Genomic DNA, 18,249 nt, shown 5'->3' on the forward strand with positions numbered 1-18,249 from the left:
TCGCTACTCAGCGGCGCGCACCGTATCTGTGCTGGGTTCGAAGGATTCCATCAGGGTGGAGATGGTCGCCTCATCGCCCGACGGCGCCAGCGCCGCATCGGCGATCTGCCGTGCCAACCCCCCCACCGTCAACTCCTCGGTCAGCGCCGCCAGCGCCACCTGCAGGCCGAGCCGCTGTTCCAGCGCCCCGCGCAGCTCCAGCGCGCCCAGGCTGTCCAGGCCGAGGCCGGTCACGGCGGCATCGATGGCCACCGCCTCCGGCGGCAGGCGCAGGATGCGGGCGATCTCCTCCGTCACCAGCCGCAGGATCAGCGCCTCCGCCTCCGGCCGTGGCAGGCTGGGCAGGCGGGCGCGAAGGTCCTCGCCGGCGGCGGGGGCCTCGGAGCCGGCCAGCACGGCCAGCATCGGCTCCACCATGATCGGCAGGGCCAGCCGCCCCTCGCCATTGGACAACCGCACCAGCAGCGGCGCGGCATCGGCGGCGGCGAGCATGGCGGACAAGGCGGAGAGCGACTCCGCCGCCGTCATCGCCGTGACGCCCAGGCGGCGGTTCAGCTTCTCCGCCTTCTCCCGGTCATCGGCCAGCATGCCGACATCGGCGATCGGCCCCCAGGCGACGGCCAGGGCCGGGCGGCCGGCGGCGCGGCGGCGCCGGGCCAGCGCCTCCAGCGCCGCATTGGCGGCGACGTAATTGGCCTGGCCCGGATTACCGAAGGCCGTGGTGGCGGAGCTGAACAGCAGGAAAAGGCCCAGCGGATCGCCCGCCGTCAGCCGGTCCAGATTTTCGGCCGCCTGCAGTTTCGGTGACAACACCCGCTGGAAGCGCGCCGCATTCATCGCCGTGGCGGCACCGTCATCCAGCACCGCCGCGGCATGCACCACGCCCCCGATCGGCCGCGCCGCCCGGATCTTCTTCAGTGTCGCATCCAGCGCCACCGCATCCGTCGCATCGCACAGATGCAAGGCAGGGCGGGCGCCGAGGGCCGAAAGCTCCCGCAATGCGGCGGCGGCCTCGTCGCCACCGCTGCGGCCGATCAGCGCCAGGTGCTTGGCGCCCTGGCCCACCAGCCAGCGCGCGGTCGCCAGGCCGAAGCCGCGGGTGCCGCCGACCACCACGATGGTCTGGTCGGCCGGCGGCGCCCAGGCGGCGGCGGCGGCCGGGCGTTCCGCCGGCGGGCGGATCACCAGCTTGCCGATATGGGCGGAGGTCTGGAGGGTGCGGAAGGCGGCCTCCACCTCCTCCGGCCCGAACAGCGCATGCGGCAGCGGCCGCAGCGTGCCGTCCTGCAAGCGGTCCCGCACCCGGCCCAGAAGGCGGGAGGCCTGGCCCGGCCGGGCGCGCGGCAATTCGTCCACATCCACGGCGAAATAGCTGGCATTGCGCCGCAGCGGCCGGATCGGCGCGCGGCGGTTCTCGACATAGTCGCGCTTGCCGAGTTCCACGAAGCGCCCGAAGGGTTTTACGAGTCCCAGCGAGCGTTCCATCGCCTCCCCGGCAAGGGAATTCAGCACCACATCGACTCCCTCGGGCCAGGCAGCGCGCAGCGCATCGGCGAAACCGGGGTCGCGGCTGTCCAGCACCAGCTCGGCGCCGGCGGCGCGCAGGAAGGCGCGCTTGGCGGCGCTGCCGGCCGTCATGGCGATGCGCGCGCCGATCGCCTGCGCCACCTGCAGCGCCGCGAGGCCGACGGCGCCGGCGCCGCCATGGATCAGCACCGTCTCGCCGGCCTGAAGGTCGGCGCAGGTCTCCAGCGCATGCAGCGCGGTCATGAAGGCCACAGGGATGGTCGCGGCCTGCACCGGGTCCAGCCCTTCCGGCAGCGGCGCGATCGCCTCCACCCGGGTGACGACGCGGGCGGCGAGCGCCCCCGGCGCGAAGCCGAACACCCGCGTGCCGGGGCGCAGCGCGACCCCCGGCCCGGCCTGCTCGACGATGCCGGCGCATTCCATGCCCAGCGTCGGCCCGGCGAAGCCGGCTTCCAGAACCTCCTCCGGCAGCAGCCCCTGCGCCCACATCAGGTCACGAAAGTTCAGCCCGGCAGCCTCGACCCGCAGAACCACCTCCCCCGGCCCCGGGGCGCGGAGGCTGGCGGGTTCCCAGCGCAGCGTGCCGAGCCGGCCCGGCTGGCCGATGCCCAGCGCCAGCGGACCGCCCGGGGCGGGGCTGGTCAGGCCGCGTTGCAGGCGCGGCACCAGCCGCGCATCCGGGCCGAGCGTCACCTCCGGCTCCGGCGCCAGTTGCGCCAGTTCGGCGGTCAGGCGTCGCGCGGCGGCCTCCGGCGCCATGCCCGGCGCCAGGTCGATGCGCCGCGCGCGCAGCGCCGGCATTTCATTGGCCAGCACCCGGGCGAGGCCCTGCAAGGCGGCAGCGGCGGGCATATGCACGCCCTCCGCCGGCTGCTGGCCACCCTGGGTCACCAGCACGAAACCATTGGCGAGGCCGGCCGCGGCCTCCGCAATGGCGGTGACCGTGGCCAGGCGCTCCGCCAGTTCCGACGTCTCCGGCGCGGCCAGCAGCAGCAGCCGCGCGCCGCGCAGGGCGCTGGCGGGTGGCACGTCCTCCAGCGCCGCCTGTTCCACCATGCCGCCGCGCCGCGTCAGCCGCGCGGCCAAAGCGGCGGCGAGAGGGGCGGAGGCGATGTCGGCCAGGATCAGGCTGCGCGGCGGTGCCGGCTGGGCGGCGGCGGGCGGCGGCGGCGGTTCGGCCGCCAGCAGCAGCGCCGGCCAGGGCGCGCAGGCCAGTTCCTCCGCCACCGTGGCGCGGAACCCGGCCTCGGCCAGCCGGCCGAGCCAGAGCGCGGCATCCGGCAAAGCACCACCGGCCGAACCGCCCACCGTCTCCGGCCCGAGCCCAGTCCACCAGGACGGGTCCTGCCCACAGACAAAAGTCCAGACGCGGCCGGGCAGCGGTTCCACCAGCAGCAGCGCCCCACCCTCCGCCAGCGCCGGGCGCAGCGCGGTGGTCAAGGCGGAGCCGGCGCGGGCGCGGGCGGCGGGGGCCAGGCCGATGACGAGGTCGGCCACCAGCGGCGGCGGCGCATCGCCGAGCGGGTCCCAGACCACGCCACGAATCTCGCTGCCGGCCGGCATGCCTTCCGGCAATTCGGGCAGCGGCACGCGGCCATCGCCGGCCGCGACATAGACCAAAGCGCGGCCGAGCGGCGCCAGGCGCGCCAGCACGCGACGGGCCAGAACGCCGCTGGCGGCGCCGACTTCCAGGATGCGCAGCGGCCGGGTCTCCGGCCAGGCGGCGGCGAGCGCGCCAACCGCGGCGGCCAGCGCCTCCGCCAGCCTTGCCATCGCCTCGCCCTGGGGCGGCGGCGGCGGCAGATCGCGCAACCGGCCACGCAGGGCCTCCGGCAGGCGTTCCGCCGCCTCCGCGATCCAGGCCAGATCGAGCGCCAGGCCAGGCTGTTCCGCCAGGACGGAGCGCCAGATCTCGGCGGCCTCCGGCAGGGCATTGTCGGGCAGCAGGCGGATGCCGCCACCGCCCTTGCCCGCCGGCTCCGCCGCCCCGTCCTCGACCAGGGCACGACGGAGGAAGGCCTCATAGGCCGAGGCCTCGGGCGCGGCCTCATGCAAGGTGGGCTCGGCGGCATAGAGGCCCTGGGCGGCGGCGGCGACATGCGCCTCCAGCAGCAGCGCGGCCTCGGTCAGATCGAGCCCGGCGGCGGCGGCGCGCGCCGCTTCCAGCGCCGGAGCCAGGGCAGGCGCGGGCGGCGCGCCTTCCGCCGCGGGGGCGAGCCCGATGCGATAGGCGGCTTCGGTGGCGGCGCTCTGCCCCGGCAGGGCGAAACGCTGGAACACCGCATCCTCGACGCGGGCGACGACATTGCCGAGCGCGTCGCGCAGCACCAGCCGCGCGGTGGCGGAACGCGCGCCGCGCCGGGTCAGCGTGACCTCCGCCGTGACGGCGGCGGCGGCCCCCGGCAGGGCGACCAGCCGCGCGAAGCGCACCGGCACCAGCCCGGTGCCGGGCGGCGGCGGCGTCTCGGCCAGCAGGGCGAACAGCCCCTGCATGGCGCCATCGAGGCGGGAGGGATGCAGCAGGAAGGCGGCATCCGGCGGCGCGGAATCGGGCAGCACCAGCCGCACCCGCACCTGGCCGGGCACGGTGGTGGGCGCCACACTGTCCACGGCCGCGAAGGCCGGGCCGTAGGTCAGACCCAGCCGGGCGGCGATGCCGCGCAGCGTCGCGCCATCCATCGCCTTCGGCGCGCCACCGGGGCCGGGCGGCAGAGCGGGCGGCGCCAGCGCGGCGAGGGTCGCGGCGCGGACCTCGCCCTCGGCATGCAGCGCCCAGGCTTCCTCGGACAGGCGACGGCGACCCTCGATGCGGAAGCCGCCCTCCGCCTCCAGCGTGCAGCGGAATTCGCGGGCACGGCCTTCCTCCAGCGTCGCGGCGCGCAGGATGCGGAATTCCGCCACCTCCAGCGCCGGCGCCTCGGGGAAGCGGGCGCGGGCGGCGGCCAGCGCCATGTCCAGCATGCCGGAGGCCGGCAGCACCGCATCCGCGCCCAGCCGGTGATCGGCCAGCCAGGGAAACAGCTCCGTATCGATGGCGCGATGCCAGACGCCCGGCTCGCCCCGCCGGAAACCGAGCAGCGGATGGTCCAGCACCGGGTCCACCAGATGGCTGGCCTCCACCGTCTCCGGCTGCCAGACCGGCTTGCGGTCCAGCGGCGTCGGCGGCAGGCCGTGCGTGGCCGGGCCGGTGAAGGCCGGGCCCTGGCGCGGATCGGCGCCGGCGGCGAAGGCGCGGTCGGCGATGGCGGGGAAAGGGTCCGCCCCCTCCCCGTCCCGCTTGCTCAGGCTGACGAGATTCGCCGCCTCCACCGCGGCGGCGCGGGCCGTCTCCCGGATATAGGATTGCAGCACCGGGTTGGGGCCGACTTCCAGGAACAGCCGGGCGCCCTGCGCCAGCGCCGTGCGCAAGGCGGGTTCGAAACGCACCGGCTGGCGCAGGTTGCGCCACCAATAGACGGCACCGACCGCCTCCGGCGCCAGCATCTCCCCCGTCACGGTGGAGATCATCGGCACCTGGCCGGGCTGGCCGGCGAGGCCGAGCAAGTCGCCCAGCAGCCCTTCCCGCACCGGCTCCATCGCCGCGCTGTGGAAAGCATAGTCCAGGTCCAGGGCCACATAGGCGTGGCGCTTCGCCTCCGCCGCCTGGCGCAAAGTGGCGAGTGCCGCCTCCGGCCCGGCCAGGGTCACAGCGGCCGGGCCGTTGATGGCGCCGATCTCGACCATGCCCGCAAGCCCGGCCTCGGCGATCAGCGCCGTGGCCTCGGCCGGGGTGGCGCCGAGGGCTGCCATGCGCCCCTGGCCGCGGGTGCGGTGCTGCTGGCGCGAACGCGCCACCACCAGCCGCGCGGCGGCGGGCAGGTCGAGCAGCCCGGCGGCATGGGCGGCCGCCACCTCCCCCACCGAATGGCCGAGCACAAGGTCCGGGCGCAGGCCTTCGGCGGCCAGCGCATCCAGGCTCGCCACCTGGATGGCGAAGAGCAGCGGCTGGGCGATGTCGGTGCCGGCGAGCTGTTCCGCCGTGACGCCGGCTTCCAGCATCGCCAAAGGCGACCAGCCGAGCACCGGCGCCAGCGCCGCATCCGCCCGCGCCATGCCGGCGCGGAAGGGGGCGGAGGTGGCGAGGGCGATGCGGCCCATGCCGGCGAATTGCGCGCCATTGCCGCTGAAGACAAAGCACAGCCCGCCGGGCGTCGCCGCCGCCGGCCGCTGTTCCGCCCGCCGCCAGGCGGCCAGCGCGCCGGCCAGGGCCGGGCCATCGCTGCCGCGCAGGACCAGCCGATGCGCATGCAGGTCCCGGTGCCGCGCCGCGCCGCGCGCGAGCGCCGCGACCTCCGCCACTGGCGCCGCGGCCAGCCGGGTCTCCCAGCTCGCGACCAGGGCGGACAGGGCGGCGTTGGAGCGGGCGGAGAGCAGCAGTGGCGGCTGTGGCGCGCCCTTCGGCGGCGTGGCCTGGCGCTTCGGCGGCGGCGCCGGGCCGAGCAGGACGGCGGCATTGGTGCCGCCGAAGCCGAAGGAATTCACCCCGGCGACCGGCTGTTCGATGGCCGCCAGATCCTCCAGCGTCCCGGGCACGCGGATGTTCAGGGCGGCGAAATCGATGTTCGGATTGGGCTGGGCCTGATGCAGGCTGGGCGGCACCTGGCGCTTTTCCAGCACCAGCATGGCCTTGAGCAGGCCAGCGACGCCGGAGGCCGGCTCCAGATGGCCGATATTGGTCTTGATCGAGCCCACCGGCAGCGGCGTGGCACGGCCGGTGGCGGCCTGGCCGATGGCCCAGGCCTCCGCCGGGTCGCCCGCCTGGGTGCCGGTGCCATGCGCCTCGTAATAGGCCATCCGGTCCGGCGTGGCGCCGACATCGGCCATCACCTGCCGGATCAGCCGCGCCTGCGCGTCCCGGCTCGGCAGCGACAGGCCGATGCTGCGGCCGACCGCGCTGACGCCGCTGGCCAGCACCACGCCACGGATCGCATCGCCTGCCGCCAGCGCCGCATCCAGCGGCTTCAGCAGGAAGGCCGCCGCGCCCTCTGCCCGCACATAGCCATCCGCCCCCGCATCGAAGGCGCGGCAGCGCCCGGTGGGGGAGAGCATGGAAGCGCGGGAGAAGCCGACGAAAGGAAAGGGCGAGAGCAGCACCTGCACCCCCGCCACCACCGCCGCCTCCAGCCGCCCATCCGCCAAAGCCTGGCAGGCAGCATGCAGCGCAACGAGGGAGGAGGCGCAGGCGGTGTCGATGGTCTCGGCCGGGCCGCGCAGGTCGAAGACATTGGTCAGGCGGTTGGACAGGATCGACAGCGCATTGCCGGTCATGAAGTAGCGATCGCCGCCACTGTGATCCAGCAGCCGCAGGTCGCTGTAGTCGGTGGAGGACCCGCCGACGAAGACACCGATGTCCCGCCCCGCCAAGGCGGAGGGTCGACAGCCGGCATCCTCCATCGCCGCCAGCGTCACCTCCAGCAGCAGGCGCTGCTGAGGGTCCATCTCTGCTGCCTCGCGCGGGGAAATGCCGAAGGCGCCGGCATCGAAGCCGCGCAGATCGCCGATGGTGCCGGCGGCGAAGGTATAGGACCGCCCCGGCTCGCCGCGGCGCGGATGCAGGAACAGCGCCTGGTTGAAGCGGTCGGCCGGCAGCGTCGACACGGCATCCCTGCCGGCGGCCAGCATCGACCACAGCGAAGCGGGATCGGCGGCCCCCGGCAGACGGCAACCCACGCCAAGGATGGCGATCGGGCGGACGCTGCGGTTCTGGGCCGCCCGGCGGTGGCGGGCGGGGGTCATGCGGGGGTCGCGCTCAGCGCAGACGCCCCGGCGCCTGGGCGCGCGGCCGGGAAATGGGGTGCCTCATGGCATGCCCTCGTCACGCCGCGCGGTGCCGCGGCGGACCATGTCGTGGTGGGGCTCACTGACGCGCGGCGCCAAGGGTTCCGTCGGTCGTCGCACGAGGTCGCTGAATAGTTGTTCCACTTCAATGAAATGCTCATCCCAGCTTGGCGGACGCCATTGTGTCAGCCGGCTGAGCTGGGCGCGGCGGCCAGGACTGTCAGGCCGGGCGTAGTCCAGCACCGCATTGCGCCAGGCGGGGCCGTCCAGCGGGTCCAGGTAGTCCGGCACCTTCCGCCCCACCTCCCGCAACGCCGGCAGGTCGGAGGCCAGAGCGGGCACGCCGAGCGCCAGGCTTTCCGCCAGCGGCAGGCCAAAGCCCTCGGCGAAGGAGGGAAACAGCAGGGCCCGCGCGCCGCGCAGCAGGGAGGCAACCTCCCGATCGGGCAGGGAGCCGGATTCGCGCACCAGCCCGTCGAGGGCGGAGCAGCGTTCCAGCATGTCCAGCACGTTCTCATTCTCCCAGCCACGACGGCCCACCACGACGAGGCGCGGCGCGGCGCCGCCCATGGCGTTGGCGAACTGGCGCCACAGGTTCAGCAGCAGCAGGTGGTTCTTGCGTGGCTCGATGGTGCCCAGGGCGACGAAATAGGGGCGCAGCGAAACCGGCGGCGCATCCACGCTGGAAGGGCTGACGCCCAGCGGGGCGACGGCAATCAGCGGCCGGTCATTGCGCGCCGACAGCCAGGGCGCCAATTCCTCCGCCGTCGCCGCGGAATTGACGATGATGCCATCGGCGAGCGCGGCCGTGGTGACGATGCGCCGCTTGTGCCGCTCGGCCTGTCCGTCCCGGGCGAATTCCGGATGCTGCAAAGGGATCAGGTCGTGGATCAGGGGCACGAAATGGCAGCCATTGCGCCGCATGGCCGCGATGCGGCCGGGCCGTTCCAGCGCACGGTGGGAGACGAGGAGGAAGCTTTTCGGCCCGGGCTTGCGCAGGGCCTCGTTCATCGCGGGGCGGCCGAAGGGCAGCGCCAGGCGGGCGCGGCGCGCGGCATTGGCGGCGAGCCGGGTGCCGCTTTCCCAGGATTCCTCCAGGGCCGCCACCAGTTCCCGCACCAGCGACAGCGGCAGGGCGGCGAAACCGAGCAGGGGAACTTCCGCGACAAAGGTGCAGTTCTGCGGGTGATGCAGCATCCAGTGCCGGGCATAGGCCATTTCCACCCGGTCGATGCCGGAAGGGGCCGGCCGATGGGCCACCGTCAGCAGGCGGGAGATGTCGAGGAAGACATGCATACCCCTACGACCTCCCCATGTCTTCGCCGCCCCCCGGAATGGCGGGCGCGCCCCAGAGCGCGGTGACTTACCGCAGCCTAACACAGTGATACCCGAGATCCTTGGGACCGCTGCCGCGTGCGGTGCAATAATGTCGCGGCATCAGCCGCTTCGTGCCTCACAAGACTGTGTGGATTCCGCTAACGGGTCAATCTCTTTTTTTCAACACATTTCAGAGATGGCGCCTAGCGGCGTCATCATCCGGCATTGCCATTCGAGGTCGGGCCTAGGGCCTGTGGACTGTTGGGGCCGGGATGCGGCCGGCGAGGGATTTTTCGTGCTGGGCAGGAAGCCAGCGGAGCCGATGGCTGTCCATCGGCGAGCATGGCTGACGCACCCAGCGCGGAAAAGCACCGCCGGACGCGCCCGCAACCCAACTGTCCACAGGCCCTAGTCGTGATCGGGCGCGATCACATTGGTGCGAAGCCCCAACAGCAGCACATCCCGCATCGTTTCCGCGCTTTTGCGGCGGATGTCGAACCAGGCTTCGGGCGTGTGGAAGGCGCTGTGCGGGGTGATGACCACCCGCCCCTGAAGCCAGGGTTCCCGCCGCCGATAGGCCGCGAGCAGGCCGGGCACCGGGTCCACCGGCGGCTCCACCGGGATCACGTCCAGCCCGGCACCGGCGATCCGGCCGCCGCGCAGCCCGGCTTCCAGCGCATCGATATCCAGGCTGGTGCCCCGCGCGGTGTTCACCACGATCGCGCCTTCCGGCAGCCAGGCCAGTTCCCGCGCGCCAATCATCCCGCGCGTCTCCTTCGTGTCCGGCGCATGGATCGACAGCACATCGGCGCCGGACATCAACTCCTCCAGCGTCCGGCAGCGGGTGATGCCGAGCGCGCGGTCCACGCCATTGGGCAGATGCGGGTCGTAGAAGCGCACCTTGAAGCCGAAGGCCTTGGCGCGCAGCGCCACAGCCATGCCGATGCGGCCGAGGCCGACGATGCCAAAACCCTGCACCTCCGCCCGGCGGATCAGCGGGCTGTCGACATAGCGCCAGGGCGCCGGCGGGTCGGCGCGCTGGAGGTCATGATGCAGGATGATGCCGCGCCGCAGGGCCAGCGCCAGGGACACGGCATGGTCCGCCACTTCCTGCGTGCCGTAGTCGGGCACGTTGCAGACGGTGATGCCGCGGGCGGCGCAGGTCGCGCGGTCCAGCCGGTCGTAGCCGACGCCCATGCGCACCACCACGCGCAGCTTCGGGAAGCGCGCGAGGTCCTTGGGCTGGAGCCAGTGGCGGAAGATCAGCAGGCCATCGACCTTGGCGCAGAGGTCATCCGGCAGCGCATCCAGCGTGCCGGTATGCGGCGCGCCGCCATGGAGGATGTCGACCCCGGGGCCGAACACCTCCTGCTCCAGCAGGGTGTCCGGATACATGCCCTCCGGTTCGAGGACGGTCAGTTGCGCCACGCCTGGATCTCCCACCCGCCGCCACCCTGTCAGCCGGGTGGCGGTTCTGGGGGTATCCTTGCCGCTCAGGCGCCGCGCCGCAACCGGGCGAGGCGCCTGAACGACAGGTTTCAGATCAGGCGCGCCACCAGCCGCGCTTGCGCGGCAGGTCGGCCGGCGCGCCCTCGCCCAGCACGATCGGCGCGACCGGCGGCGCGGCCAGCGGCTCCGTCGCCGCCGCGGGTTCCGGCGCGGCAGGAGCCTCCGCGACGGGGGCTTCCGCAGGCGCTGCCTCAGCCGGCGGCGGCGCGGCAACCGGCGCTTCCGCCACCGCCGCGGGCGTCTCGGCCAGCGGAGCCTCAGCCACCGGAGCCTCAGCCATGGGGGCCTCAGCCACCGAAGCCTCGACCGTCACCGGCACCTCGACCGCCGACACCTCAACCACCGGCGCTACCACTGGCGGCACGACAGCCGCCGGGGCGGCCGCGACGGGGGCGGGGCTGGGACGACGGATGGTCGCGGCGCGCTCGGCGGCCTGCTCGGCCGCCTCCATCGCCATGAAGATGTCGTCCATATGCCCGGCGAAGGGGTCCGCCGGGGTCGGCGCGCGGCGCGGCGGCGGCGGGGCCTGGGCCGGGGTCGGGCTCAGCGGCGCCGGGCTCGGAGCGGCCTGCACCGGCTCGGCCGTGCCCTCACCCTCCTCGCGCCGGCGACGGCCACCGCGACGGCCGCGGCGGCGGCGGCGCGCGGCCTCATCCTCCGGACCCTCATCGGTGTCGGATTCGACGGCCTCGACCTCGCCGGCCACGGCGGCGTCGGCCACGGCGGCATCAGCAACGGCGTCGGGCTCGGCGGCGGCCACCGGGGTCTCGGTCGGCTCCGCGCCGTCCTCACCCTCCTCGGACTCCTCCGACTCACCTTGGGCGTCCCCGGCCTGGCCTTCCACCCCATCGCGACGGCCGCCACGGCGGCGGCGGCGGCGGCGGCGGCGAGCCTCACCCTCGGCACCCTCGGCCGGACGCTCCGCCGGAGCCTCGGCACGCGGCGCGGCTGCGACCTCGGCCACAGGTTCCGGCTCGACCGGCTCGGGCTCGGGCGCCTCGAAGACCTCGGCTTCCGGCGCGTAATCCATGCGCAGGGCGGAGGGGCGTTCCGCGATCGCATCCGGATTGGCGGCGCGGGTGCGTTCGATGCGCAGCGCCGGCGGGATCAGCGTGTCGTCCGGCTGCACCATCACGCGCATGCCGAAGCGCTGCTCGATCTGGCCCAGGCGCTCCCGCTTCAGGTTCAGCAGCCACAGCATCACCGGCATGGCGCAATGCACCACGATCTCGGCGGCGCGGCGCTTGGCGCCTTCCTCCTCGATCGCGCGCAGCACCTGCAACCCGCTGCTTTCCACGCTGCGGACCAGGCCGCGGCCCTGGCAATGCGGGCAGGCGACATAGGCGTGTTCGACGACCGAGGGGCGCAGCCGCTGGCGCGACATCTCCAGCAGGCCGAAATGGCTGATCCGGCCGACCTGGATGCGGGCGCGGTCCTGCTTCAGGGCCTCCTTCAACCGGCGCTCGACCTGCGCGTCGTTGCGGGCCGATTCCATGTCGATGAAGTCGATGACGATCAGCCCGGCCAGGTCGCGCAGGCGAAGCTGGCGCGCCACCTCGTCAGCGGCCTCCAGGTTGGTGCGCAGCGCGGTGTCCTCGATGTGCCGGTCGCGCGTGGCGCGGCCGGAGTTCACGTCGATGGAGACCAGCGCCTCGGTCTGGTTGATGACGATATAGCCGCCCGACTTGAGCTGCACATTCGGGCTGTGCATGGCATCGAGCTGGGCATCGACGCCGAAGCGGGCGAAGAGCGGCACGCCGTCGCGCACCGGCTTCACCTTGTTCACATGCTGCGGCATCAGCATGCGCATGAAGTCGCGCGCATCCTGATAGGCCTGCTCGCCCTCCACATGCACGTCCTCGACATCCTTGCCGAAGACGTCGCGGATCGAGCGCTTGATGAGGTCCGCCTCCTCATAGATCAGGGCGGGGGCAGTGCTGGCAAAGGTGCGCTCGCGGATGCCGTCCCACAGGCGCAGCAGGTATTCGCAGTCGCGCTTGATTTCCGGCTTCGGGCGCTGGGCGCCGGCGGTGCGGACGATCAGCGACATGCCCTGCGGCAGTTGCTGCTCGTCGATGATCTCCCGCAGCCGCTTGCGGTCACCGGTGGAGGTGATCTTGCGGGAGACGCCGCCGCCACGCGGGCTGTTCGGCATGAGCACGGAGAAGCGGCCGGCGAGCGAGATGTAGGTGGTCAGCGCGGCACCCTTTCCGCCGCGCTCCTCCTTCACCACCTGGATCAGCATGATCTGGCGGCGCTTGATGACCTCCTGGATCTTGTAGTGGCGCAGGAAGCGCGGCGGGATGCGGCGCTCGCGCGCGTCGTCCTCGGTGCTGCCGCCGACGGATTCGGGCGGTGGCGCATCGGCATTGCCGACGCTTTCCACATCATCCTCGCCCCGAGGAGCATCACGCGGGCCGTCACGGTCGCCGCGCGACGAATCGCGGTCGCGACCGCCACGGTCGCGCCGGCCACGGCCACGCTCACCGCGATCCTGGCGCGGGCCGCGGGCGGCGCGCGGGGCGTCGGTGCCGGCGGATTCGCCATCGGTGGCGCTTTCGCCCGAGTCCAGCCCCCCCGGCTCCGAACCCGCCGAGTCCGGGTCACCTGACTCGGCGCCATCGGCATCGGAATCGGCATTGTCCTGGGCGGCCTCCGCATTCTCGCGGGCCTCCTCGCGCAGCGCCGCATCCTCGGCGGCGTCGCCCTCGGCCTCATCGCCTTCCGGCACGGCCGGGCCGGTGCGGCGCTCGGTTTCGATCGCCATCGGCATGGCGGTGTCGCCGCGCTCCGATCCCTCATCCGGCGCGTCGGAGGAAGCTTCGGGGGCGGCAGCCGCCTCCTGCGCCTCACCCTCGATCTCCCGGGCCGTCCCGGCGACGGCGGATTCCAGCGCTTCGTTCAGCGCCTCATCGACCTCGCGCGCGGCGTCCTCGGCCTCCTCGCGCTCCTGCTCCTCGCGCGCCTCGGCCTGCTGCATCTCGATCAGGCGCTGCCGGTCGGCGACGGGAAGCTGGTAGTAGTCGGGGTGGATTTCGCCGAAGGCGAGGAAGCCGTGCCGGTTGCCGCCATATTCGACGAAGGCGGCCTGCAGGCTGGGTTCGACCCGCACGACGCGGGCCAGGTAGATATTGCCCTTGAGGGGCATCTTGTTCGCCGACTCGATGTCGAAGGCTTCGAGGCGGTTGCCATCCAGCACCACCACCCGGGTTTCCTCGGGGTGGGATGCGTCGATCAGCATGCGCTTGGTCATGGGGGAGAGGACTCCGCACCGCGCTGCCCAGGGGGATCACCGGTGGGCCGGTCGCGGCGACAGGGGGTGGCGGGGCCCGAGACAGGACGGATCGGCGGCAGGAAATCGTCCATGCGGCGGCGATCCGGTCCTTGTCGCGGCGGGCCTTGCACGGGGGTCCGTGGGCAGGCCCTGTTGGGTTCAGTGGGGCCGATGCACCTGGATCACTCCAGGCAAACCGGTCCCGGCGGGCGCGCCTCGCGCTGCCCCGGAAACCCTTCAATCGGCGGCCCCAGGCGGGGCGCCGGTCGCAGGCGCAATCGGGCGGGCGGCAGGCCTGCGGGCCGGTTCCGTGCCGCCGGCGGATTTCCATCGAAGGATTTCCGCCAGGGAAACGTGACGGCCACGCAGGCTCCACGCCGGCCGGGCAGGCACCGCTGTTCCTGGCGAAGCACGGAGAGGAACAAGGTCCCTCCCCCATGCCAGGATCTCGGCCATTGACCCGACACCCCCTGCGCCGCGACAAGGCGGGCAGATCTGGGGAGGGACGGCCGCGCGACACGCAAACCAGGCCGGCGGCGGATGCCACCGGGGCAGGTCACCATAGGCGGCAAGTCCGCGCTCCACAAGGCGCCGTCACGCCGCACCTGCAAAAGGGCCAGGGGCCACGCCCGGCCACGCGAATCTCATCCCAGCTCTCAACCTTCCCTGGCAACCCACGGGCAGGATGTGGCATTCTGGGCCTTGAGGTCGGCACCGGGGGGTGGTCCGACCTTCCGCGTCCCTGGCCGTAGGACTGGCCATATCAGGGGCGTGGCGTGCCGGGCGGCATGGCCCAGACCGGGCCGCGATGCCGCCGGAAACTTAGGGGGGTCCAAACCCATGCTCGGACGTCGAGCCCTGGCGAGCCTCGTGCTCGGCCTTGCGGCGCTGCCCGCGCCGCGTGAAGTCCTGGCCGCCGTCACCGGCGCCACATTGCAAGGGGTGGGGCCGGGGGCGCGCCTCACCATTACCCTGCCGGCCGGGGCGTCCTGGCGGCTGATCGCCGCCCGCCGCCCGAACCGGCTGCTGCTGGAGGTGCCGGGCCAGGCCTGGCGCGCCGCCACCAGCCTGCGCGGCGCAGGGCCGGTGCGCGGGGCGCGGGTGGAGCGCGGCCGGCTGCGGCTCGACCTCTCCGCCCCCGTGGCCCTGCAAAGGGCGGAGGCCAGCGGCACACGGCTGGTGATCGAGCTGGTGCCCGGCTCCGCCGCCGCCTTCGCCCGGCTGGCCGGCGGCAGCGGCACCATGGCCCAAGGCGGGGCCCAAGCGGCTGGACGCACCGCGCGGGCCGAAAGCCTGCCGCTGGTGGTGCTCGACCCGGGCCATGGCGGCCGCGACCCCGGCGCCATTGGCCGCGCCGGCACGCAGGAAAAGCGCATCGTGCTGGCCGCCGCCCTGCAGCTGAAGCGGGTGCTGGAGGCCGGCGGCCGCTGCCGGGTGGCGATGACCCGCGGCAATGACCGCTTCGTGCCGCTCGGCGACCGGGTGGAATTCGCCCGTCGCCGGCAGGCCGCCCTCTTCGTCTCGATCCATGCGGACAGCGCCCCGGGCGCGCGGGGCGCCAGCGTCTATACCCTGGGCGAATCCTCCGACTCCCTGGCCGGCGCCCTGGCGCGGCGGGAGAATCTGGCGGATCGCGCCGGCGGGCTGCGCCTGCCCGCCGTGCCGCCGGAGGTGCAGGCCATCCTGATGTCCCTGGTCCGCGCCGAGACCCGCACCGGCAGCGCCCTGATGGCGCGGCATGTGGTGTCGGAACTGGGGGAGGATGTGCCGATGCTGAACAATGCCCATCGCCAGGCCGGCTTCATGGTGCTGAAGGCGCCGGATGTGCCCTCCGTCCTGGTGGAGATGGGCTTTCTCTCGGACCCGCAGGATGAGGCCGCGCTGCGCCGCGCCGACCACCGCGCGAAGCTGGCCCGCGCCATGGGCCGCGCGATTCACGCCTGGCTGGCCCAAGGGCGGGCGACGGCGGCGGTGTTCGGCTAGTCTCGCCGGCCCCTGGCGGCGGGCACCGCGCCACCCAAGATGCGGGACACGTCTCCGCGGGCGCAAGCCAGACGCGAAACTCCGGCATGGGCCGCGCCGCGCCCGACAGTGTATGAGTGAGCCATGGATAGCCACGACCTCCGCGCTGAAGGCCCCATGGTGGGCCGCACCGCCGCCGCCGCAACCACCCCGGACCCCGCGCCGGACCAGGGTGGCGCTGGCGGCCGCCCGCCGCGCCGCCCCCGCACGCCCCGCACCCCGCGCCGCCGGTCCTGGCTGTTCGGCACCATGGGCTTCGTCGCCAAGTCGGTCGTCGTCCTGGGCATGGCCGCCGCCCTGGCCGGGGCGGGCGCGGGCTATGCGCTGTATCGCTCCGCCTCCGCCGATCTGCCGGACTATCGCTGGCTGGCCGACTACCAGGCGCCGCAGATGAGCCGCATCTATGCCGGCGACAGCCGGCTGATGGCGGAGCTGGCGCAGGAACGCCGGGTCTTCGTGCCGATCGAGGCGATTCCCGCCCATGTGCAGCAGGCCTTCATCTCGGCCGAGGACCAGCGCTTCTGGTCGCATTACGGCGTCGACCCGATGGGCATCGCCCGCACGGTGGTGACCAACCTGGAACAGCTCGGCTCCGGCCGGCGCATGGCCGGCGCCTCCACCATCACCCAGCAGGTCGCCAAGAACATGCTGGTCGGCAACGACCGCACCCTGATGCGCAAGGTGCGGGAGGCGATCCTGGCGCTGCGCATCGAGCAGGCGATGCCCAAGGCCCGCATCCTGGAGATCTACCTGAACGAGATCTTCCTGGGCCAGCAGGCCTATGGCGTGGCGGCGGCGGCGCAGAACTACTTCAACAAGTCGCTGGACGACCTGACGGTGGCGGAGGCCGCCTTCCTGGCCGCCCTGCCCAAGGCGCCGAACAACTACAACCCTGCCCGCTTCCCCGAAGCCGCCGTCGGCCGGCGCGACTGGGTGATCGGCCGCATGGCGGAAGACGGCGCGATCACCACCGCCGACGCCACCCGCGCCCGCGCCGAGCCGCTGATCCCCCGCCCGCAGCGGCGCCCGGATGTGGTCCCCGTCGGCCAGTACTTCACCGAGGAGGTGCGGCGCGAGCTGGTCGCCCGCTTCGGCGCCGACCAGACCACCATGGGCGGCCTGGTGGTGCGCACCTCGCTCGACCCCGTGCTTCAGGGCGAGGCCGAAACGGCGCTGCGCAACGGCCTGCTGGCCTATGACCGCCGCCGTGGCGGCTGGCGCGGCCCGGTGGCGCGGATCTCCGCCAGCCCCACCGAATGGCTGCCGGCGCTGCAGGCGCAGACCCGCCCGCCCGGCGCCATGCCGGAATGGCGCCTCGCCGTGGCGCTGGAAGTCCGCGACCGGGAGGCGCGGATGGCCTGGCTGGAACGGCCGGATGGCCGCACCGCGCCGCAGCCCCGCACCGGCACGCTGAACTTTTCCGAGGTCTCCGGCTGGGCCCGCCCGGTGCGGGATGGCCGCGTCGGCGGCGCCCCGCGGCGCATGCAGGATGTGCTGTCGCCCGGCGACGTGGTGCTGGTCGAGACCCTGGCCGCCAGCCCGGCCCAGGGCCGCGCGGCCGCCCAGTCGGAACGCCTCGCCCTGCGCCAGATGCCGGAGGCCGAGGGCGCCGTGGTGGCGATGGACCCCAATACCGGCCGCGTCCTGGCCATGGTGGGTGGCTGGTCCTTCGAGCGGTCCTGGTTCAACCGCGCCAGCCAGGCGCTGCGCCAGCCCGGCTCCTCCTTCAAGCCCTATGTCTTCCTGGCGGGGCTGGAGGCCGGCATTCCGCCGAACCAGCTTCTGCTGGACGGGCCAGTGGAGATCATGACGCCGCAGGGCATGTGGCGCCCGGGCAATTACGGCGGCGGCGCGCCGCAGGGCTGGGTGACCATGCGCAGCGCGCTGGAACGCAGCCTCAACCTGGTGACCATCCGGCTCGCCCAGCAGGTCGGCATGCCGGCGGTGGCGGAGGTGGCGGCGCGCTTCGGCGTCATCCCCAATATGCAGCGCGTGCTGGCCATGTCGCTCGGCGCCGGGGAGACCACGGTGGTGCGGCAGGCGGCCGGCTATGCCAGCTTCGTCAATGGCGGGCGGCAGGTGATCCCGACCCTGATCGACAGCGTGCAGGACCGCCAGGGCCGCCTGGTCTGGCGCACCGATGCCCGCGAATGCCGCGCCTGCGAATCCGAACCGGGCGGCCGCCCGCCGGAGCTGACGGAAACCCGCGCCCAGGTGACAGACCCGGTCTCGGCCTTCCAGATGACCAGCATGCTGCAGGGCGTGGTGCAGCGCGGCACGGGCGCCCGCGCCGGGGCCGGGCTGAACCGCCCGGTGGCGGGCAAGACCGGCACCACGGACGACTTCAAGGACAACTGGTTCGTCGGCTTCACCCCGGACCTCGTCGTCGCCGTCTGGGTCGGCTTCGACGATCCGCGCAGCCTGGGCAATGGCGAGACCGGCGGCAGCAATGCCGCGCCGATCTTCCGCGACGTGATGGCCGCGGCGCTCGGCGACAGCCCGCCGATTCCCTTCCGCGCCCCGCCGGGCGTGGCCCTGGTGCGGATGCAACTGCCGAACGGCCAGACGATCTTCGAGGCCTTCAAGCCCGGCACCGAGAACAGCGCCCGCCCGCCGGTCGACCCGCTGGCCGGCGAAGCCCCGACCACGGCGGCGGCCAGCGTCGACAGCAACCTGGGCGGCTTGTACTGACGGTTGCGCGGCAAAGCCCTCTCCATCCCCTGGGGTGGAGAGGCTGCATCTCCCGCCCGATCCGCCCGATGTCTCGACAGCCGCGCGGGCCG

6 protein-coding genes are annotated in these 18,249 nt (G+C 73.5%); 2 read left to right on the top strand and 4 right to left on the bottom strand.

All coding sequences use genetic code 11. From position 1 onward, the window contains the following. Window positions 1-3: 3 nt before the first annotated feature. The 4 genes from JJQ90_RS02740 to JJQ90_RS02755 form a co-directional block, all read right to left on the bottom strand. Window positions 4-7,302, bottom strand: coding sequence for a type I polyketide synthase (locus JJQ90_RS02740; protein WP_216872909.1), 7,299 nt, complete (start codon window positions 7,300-7,302; stop codon window positions 4-6). 63 nt (window positions 7,303-7,365) lie between these two features. Beyond that, window positions 7,366-8,640 carry a glycosyltransferase family 4 protein gene (locus JJQ90_RS02745; RefSeq protein WP_216872910.1) on the bottom strand — a complete coding sequence of 425 codons (1,275 nt, stop codon included), beginning with the start codon at window positions 8,638-8,640 and terminating at the stop codon, window positions 7,366-7,368. A gap of 429 nt (window positions 8,641-9,069) precedes the next feature. Continuing rightward, window positions 9,070-10,089, bottom strand: coding sequence for a C-terminal binding protein (locus JJQ90_RS02750; RefSeq protein ID WP_329959351.1), 1,020 nt, complete (start codon window positions 10,087-10,089; stop codon window positions 9,070-9,072). Between the two features lie 115 nt (window positions 10,090-10,204). Next, window positions 10,205-13,423 carry an Rne/Rng family ribonuclease gene (locus JJQ90_RS02755; RefSeq protein WP_216872911.1) on the bottom strand — a complete coding sequence of 1,073 codons (3,219 nt, stop codon included), beginning with the start codon at window positions 13,421-13,423 and terminating at the stop codon, window positions 10,205-10,207. An 861-nt stretch (window positions 13,424-14,284) separates the two neighbouring features. On the opposite strand from JJQ90_RS02755, the gene JJQ90_RS02760 reads away from it, so the two are divergent. Beyond that, window positions 14,285-15,427 carry an N-acetylmuramoyl-L-alanine amidase gene (locus JJQ90_RS02760; RefSeq protein ID WP_216872912.1) on the top strand — a complete coding sequence of 381 codons (1,143 nt, stop codon included), beginning with the start codon at window positions 14,285-14,287 and terminating at the stop codon, window positions 15,425-15,427. Between the two features lie 123 nt (window positions 15,428-15,550). Next, complete coding sequence (locus tag JJQ90_RS02765) at window positions 15,551-18,157, top strand: penicillin-binding protein 1A (protein WP_230410311.1); 2,607 nt, start codon at window positions 15,551-15,553, stop codon at window positions 18,155-18,157. The last annotated feature ends 92 nt before the right edge of the window (window positions 18,158-18,249 follow it).

This window comes from Falsiroseomonas oleicola (genome assembly GCF_019029495.1).
Lineage (GTDB): Bacteria > Pseudomonadota > Alphaproteobacteria > Acetobacterales > Acetobacteraceae > Falsiroseomonas > Falsiroseomonas oleicola.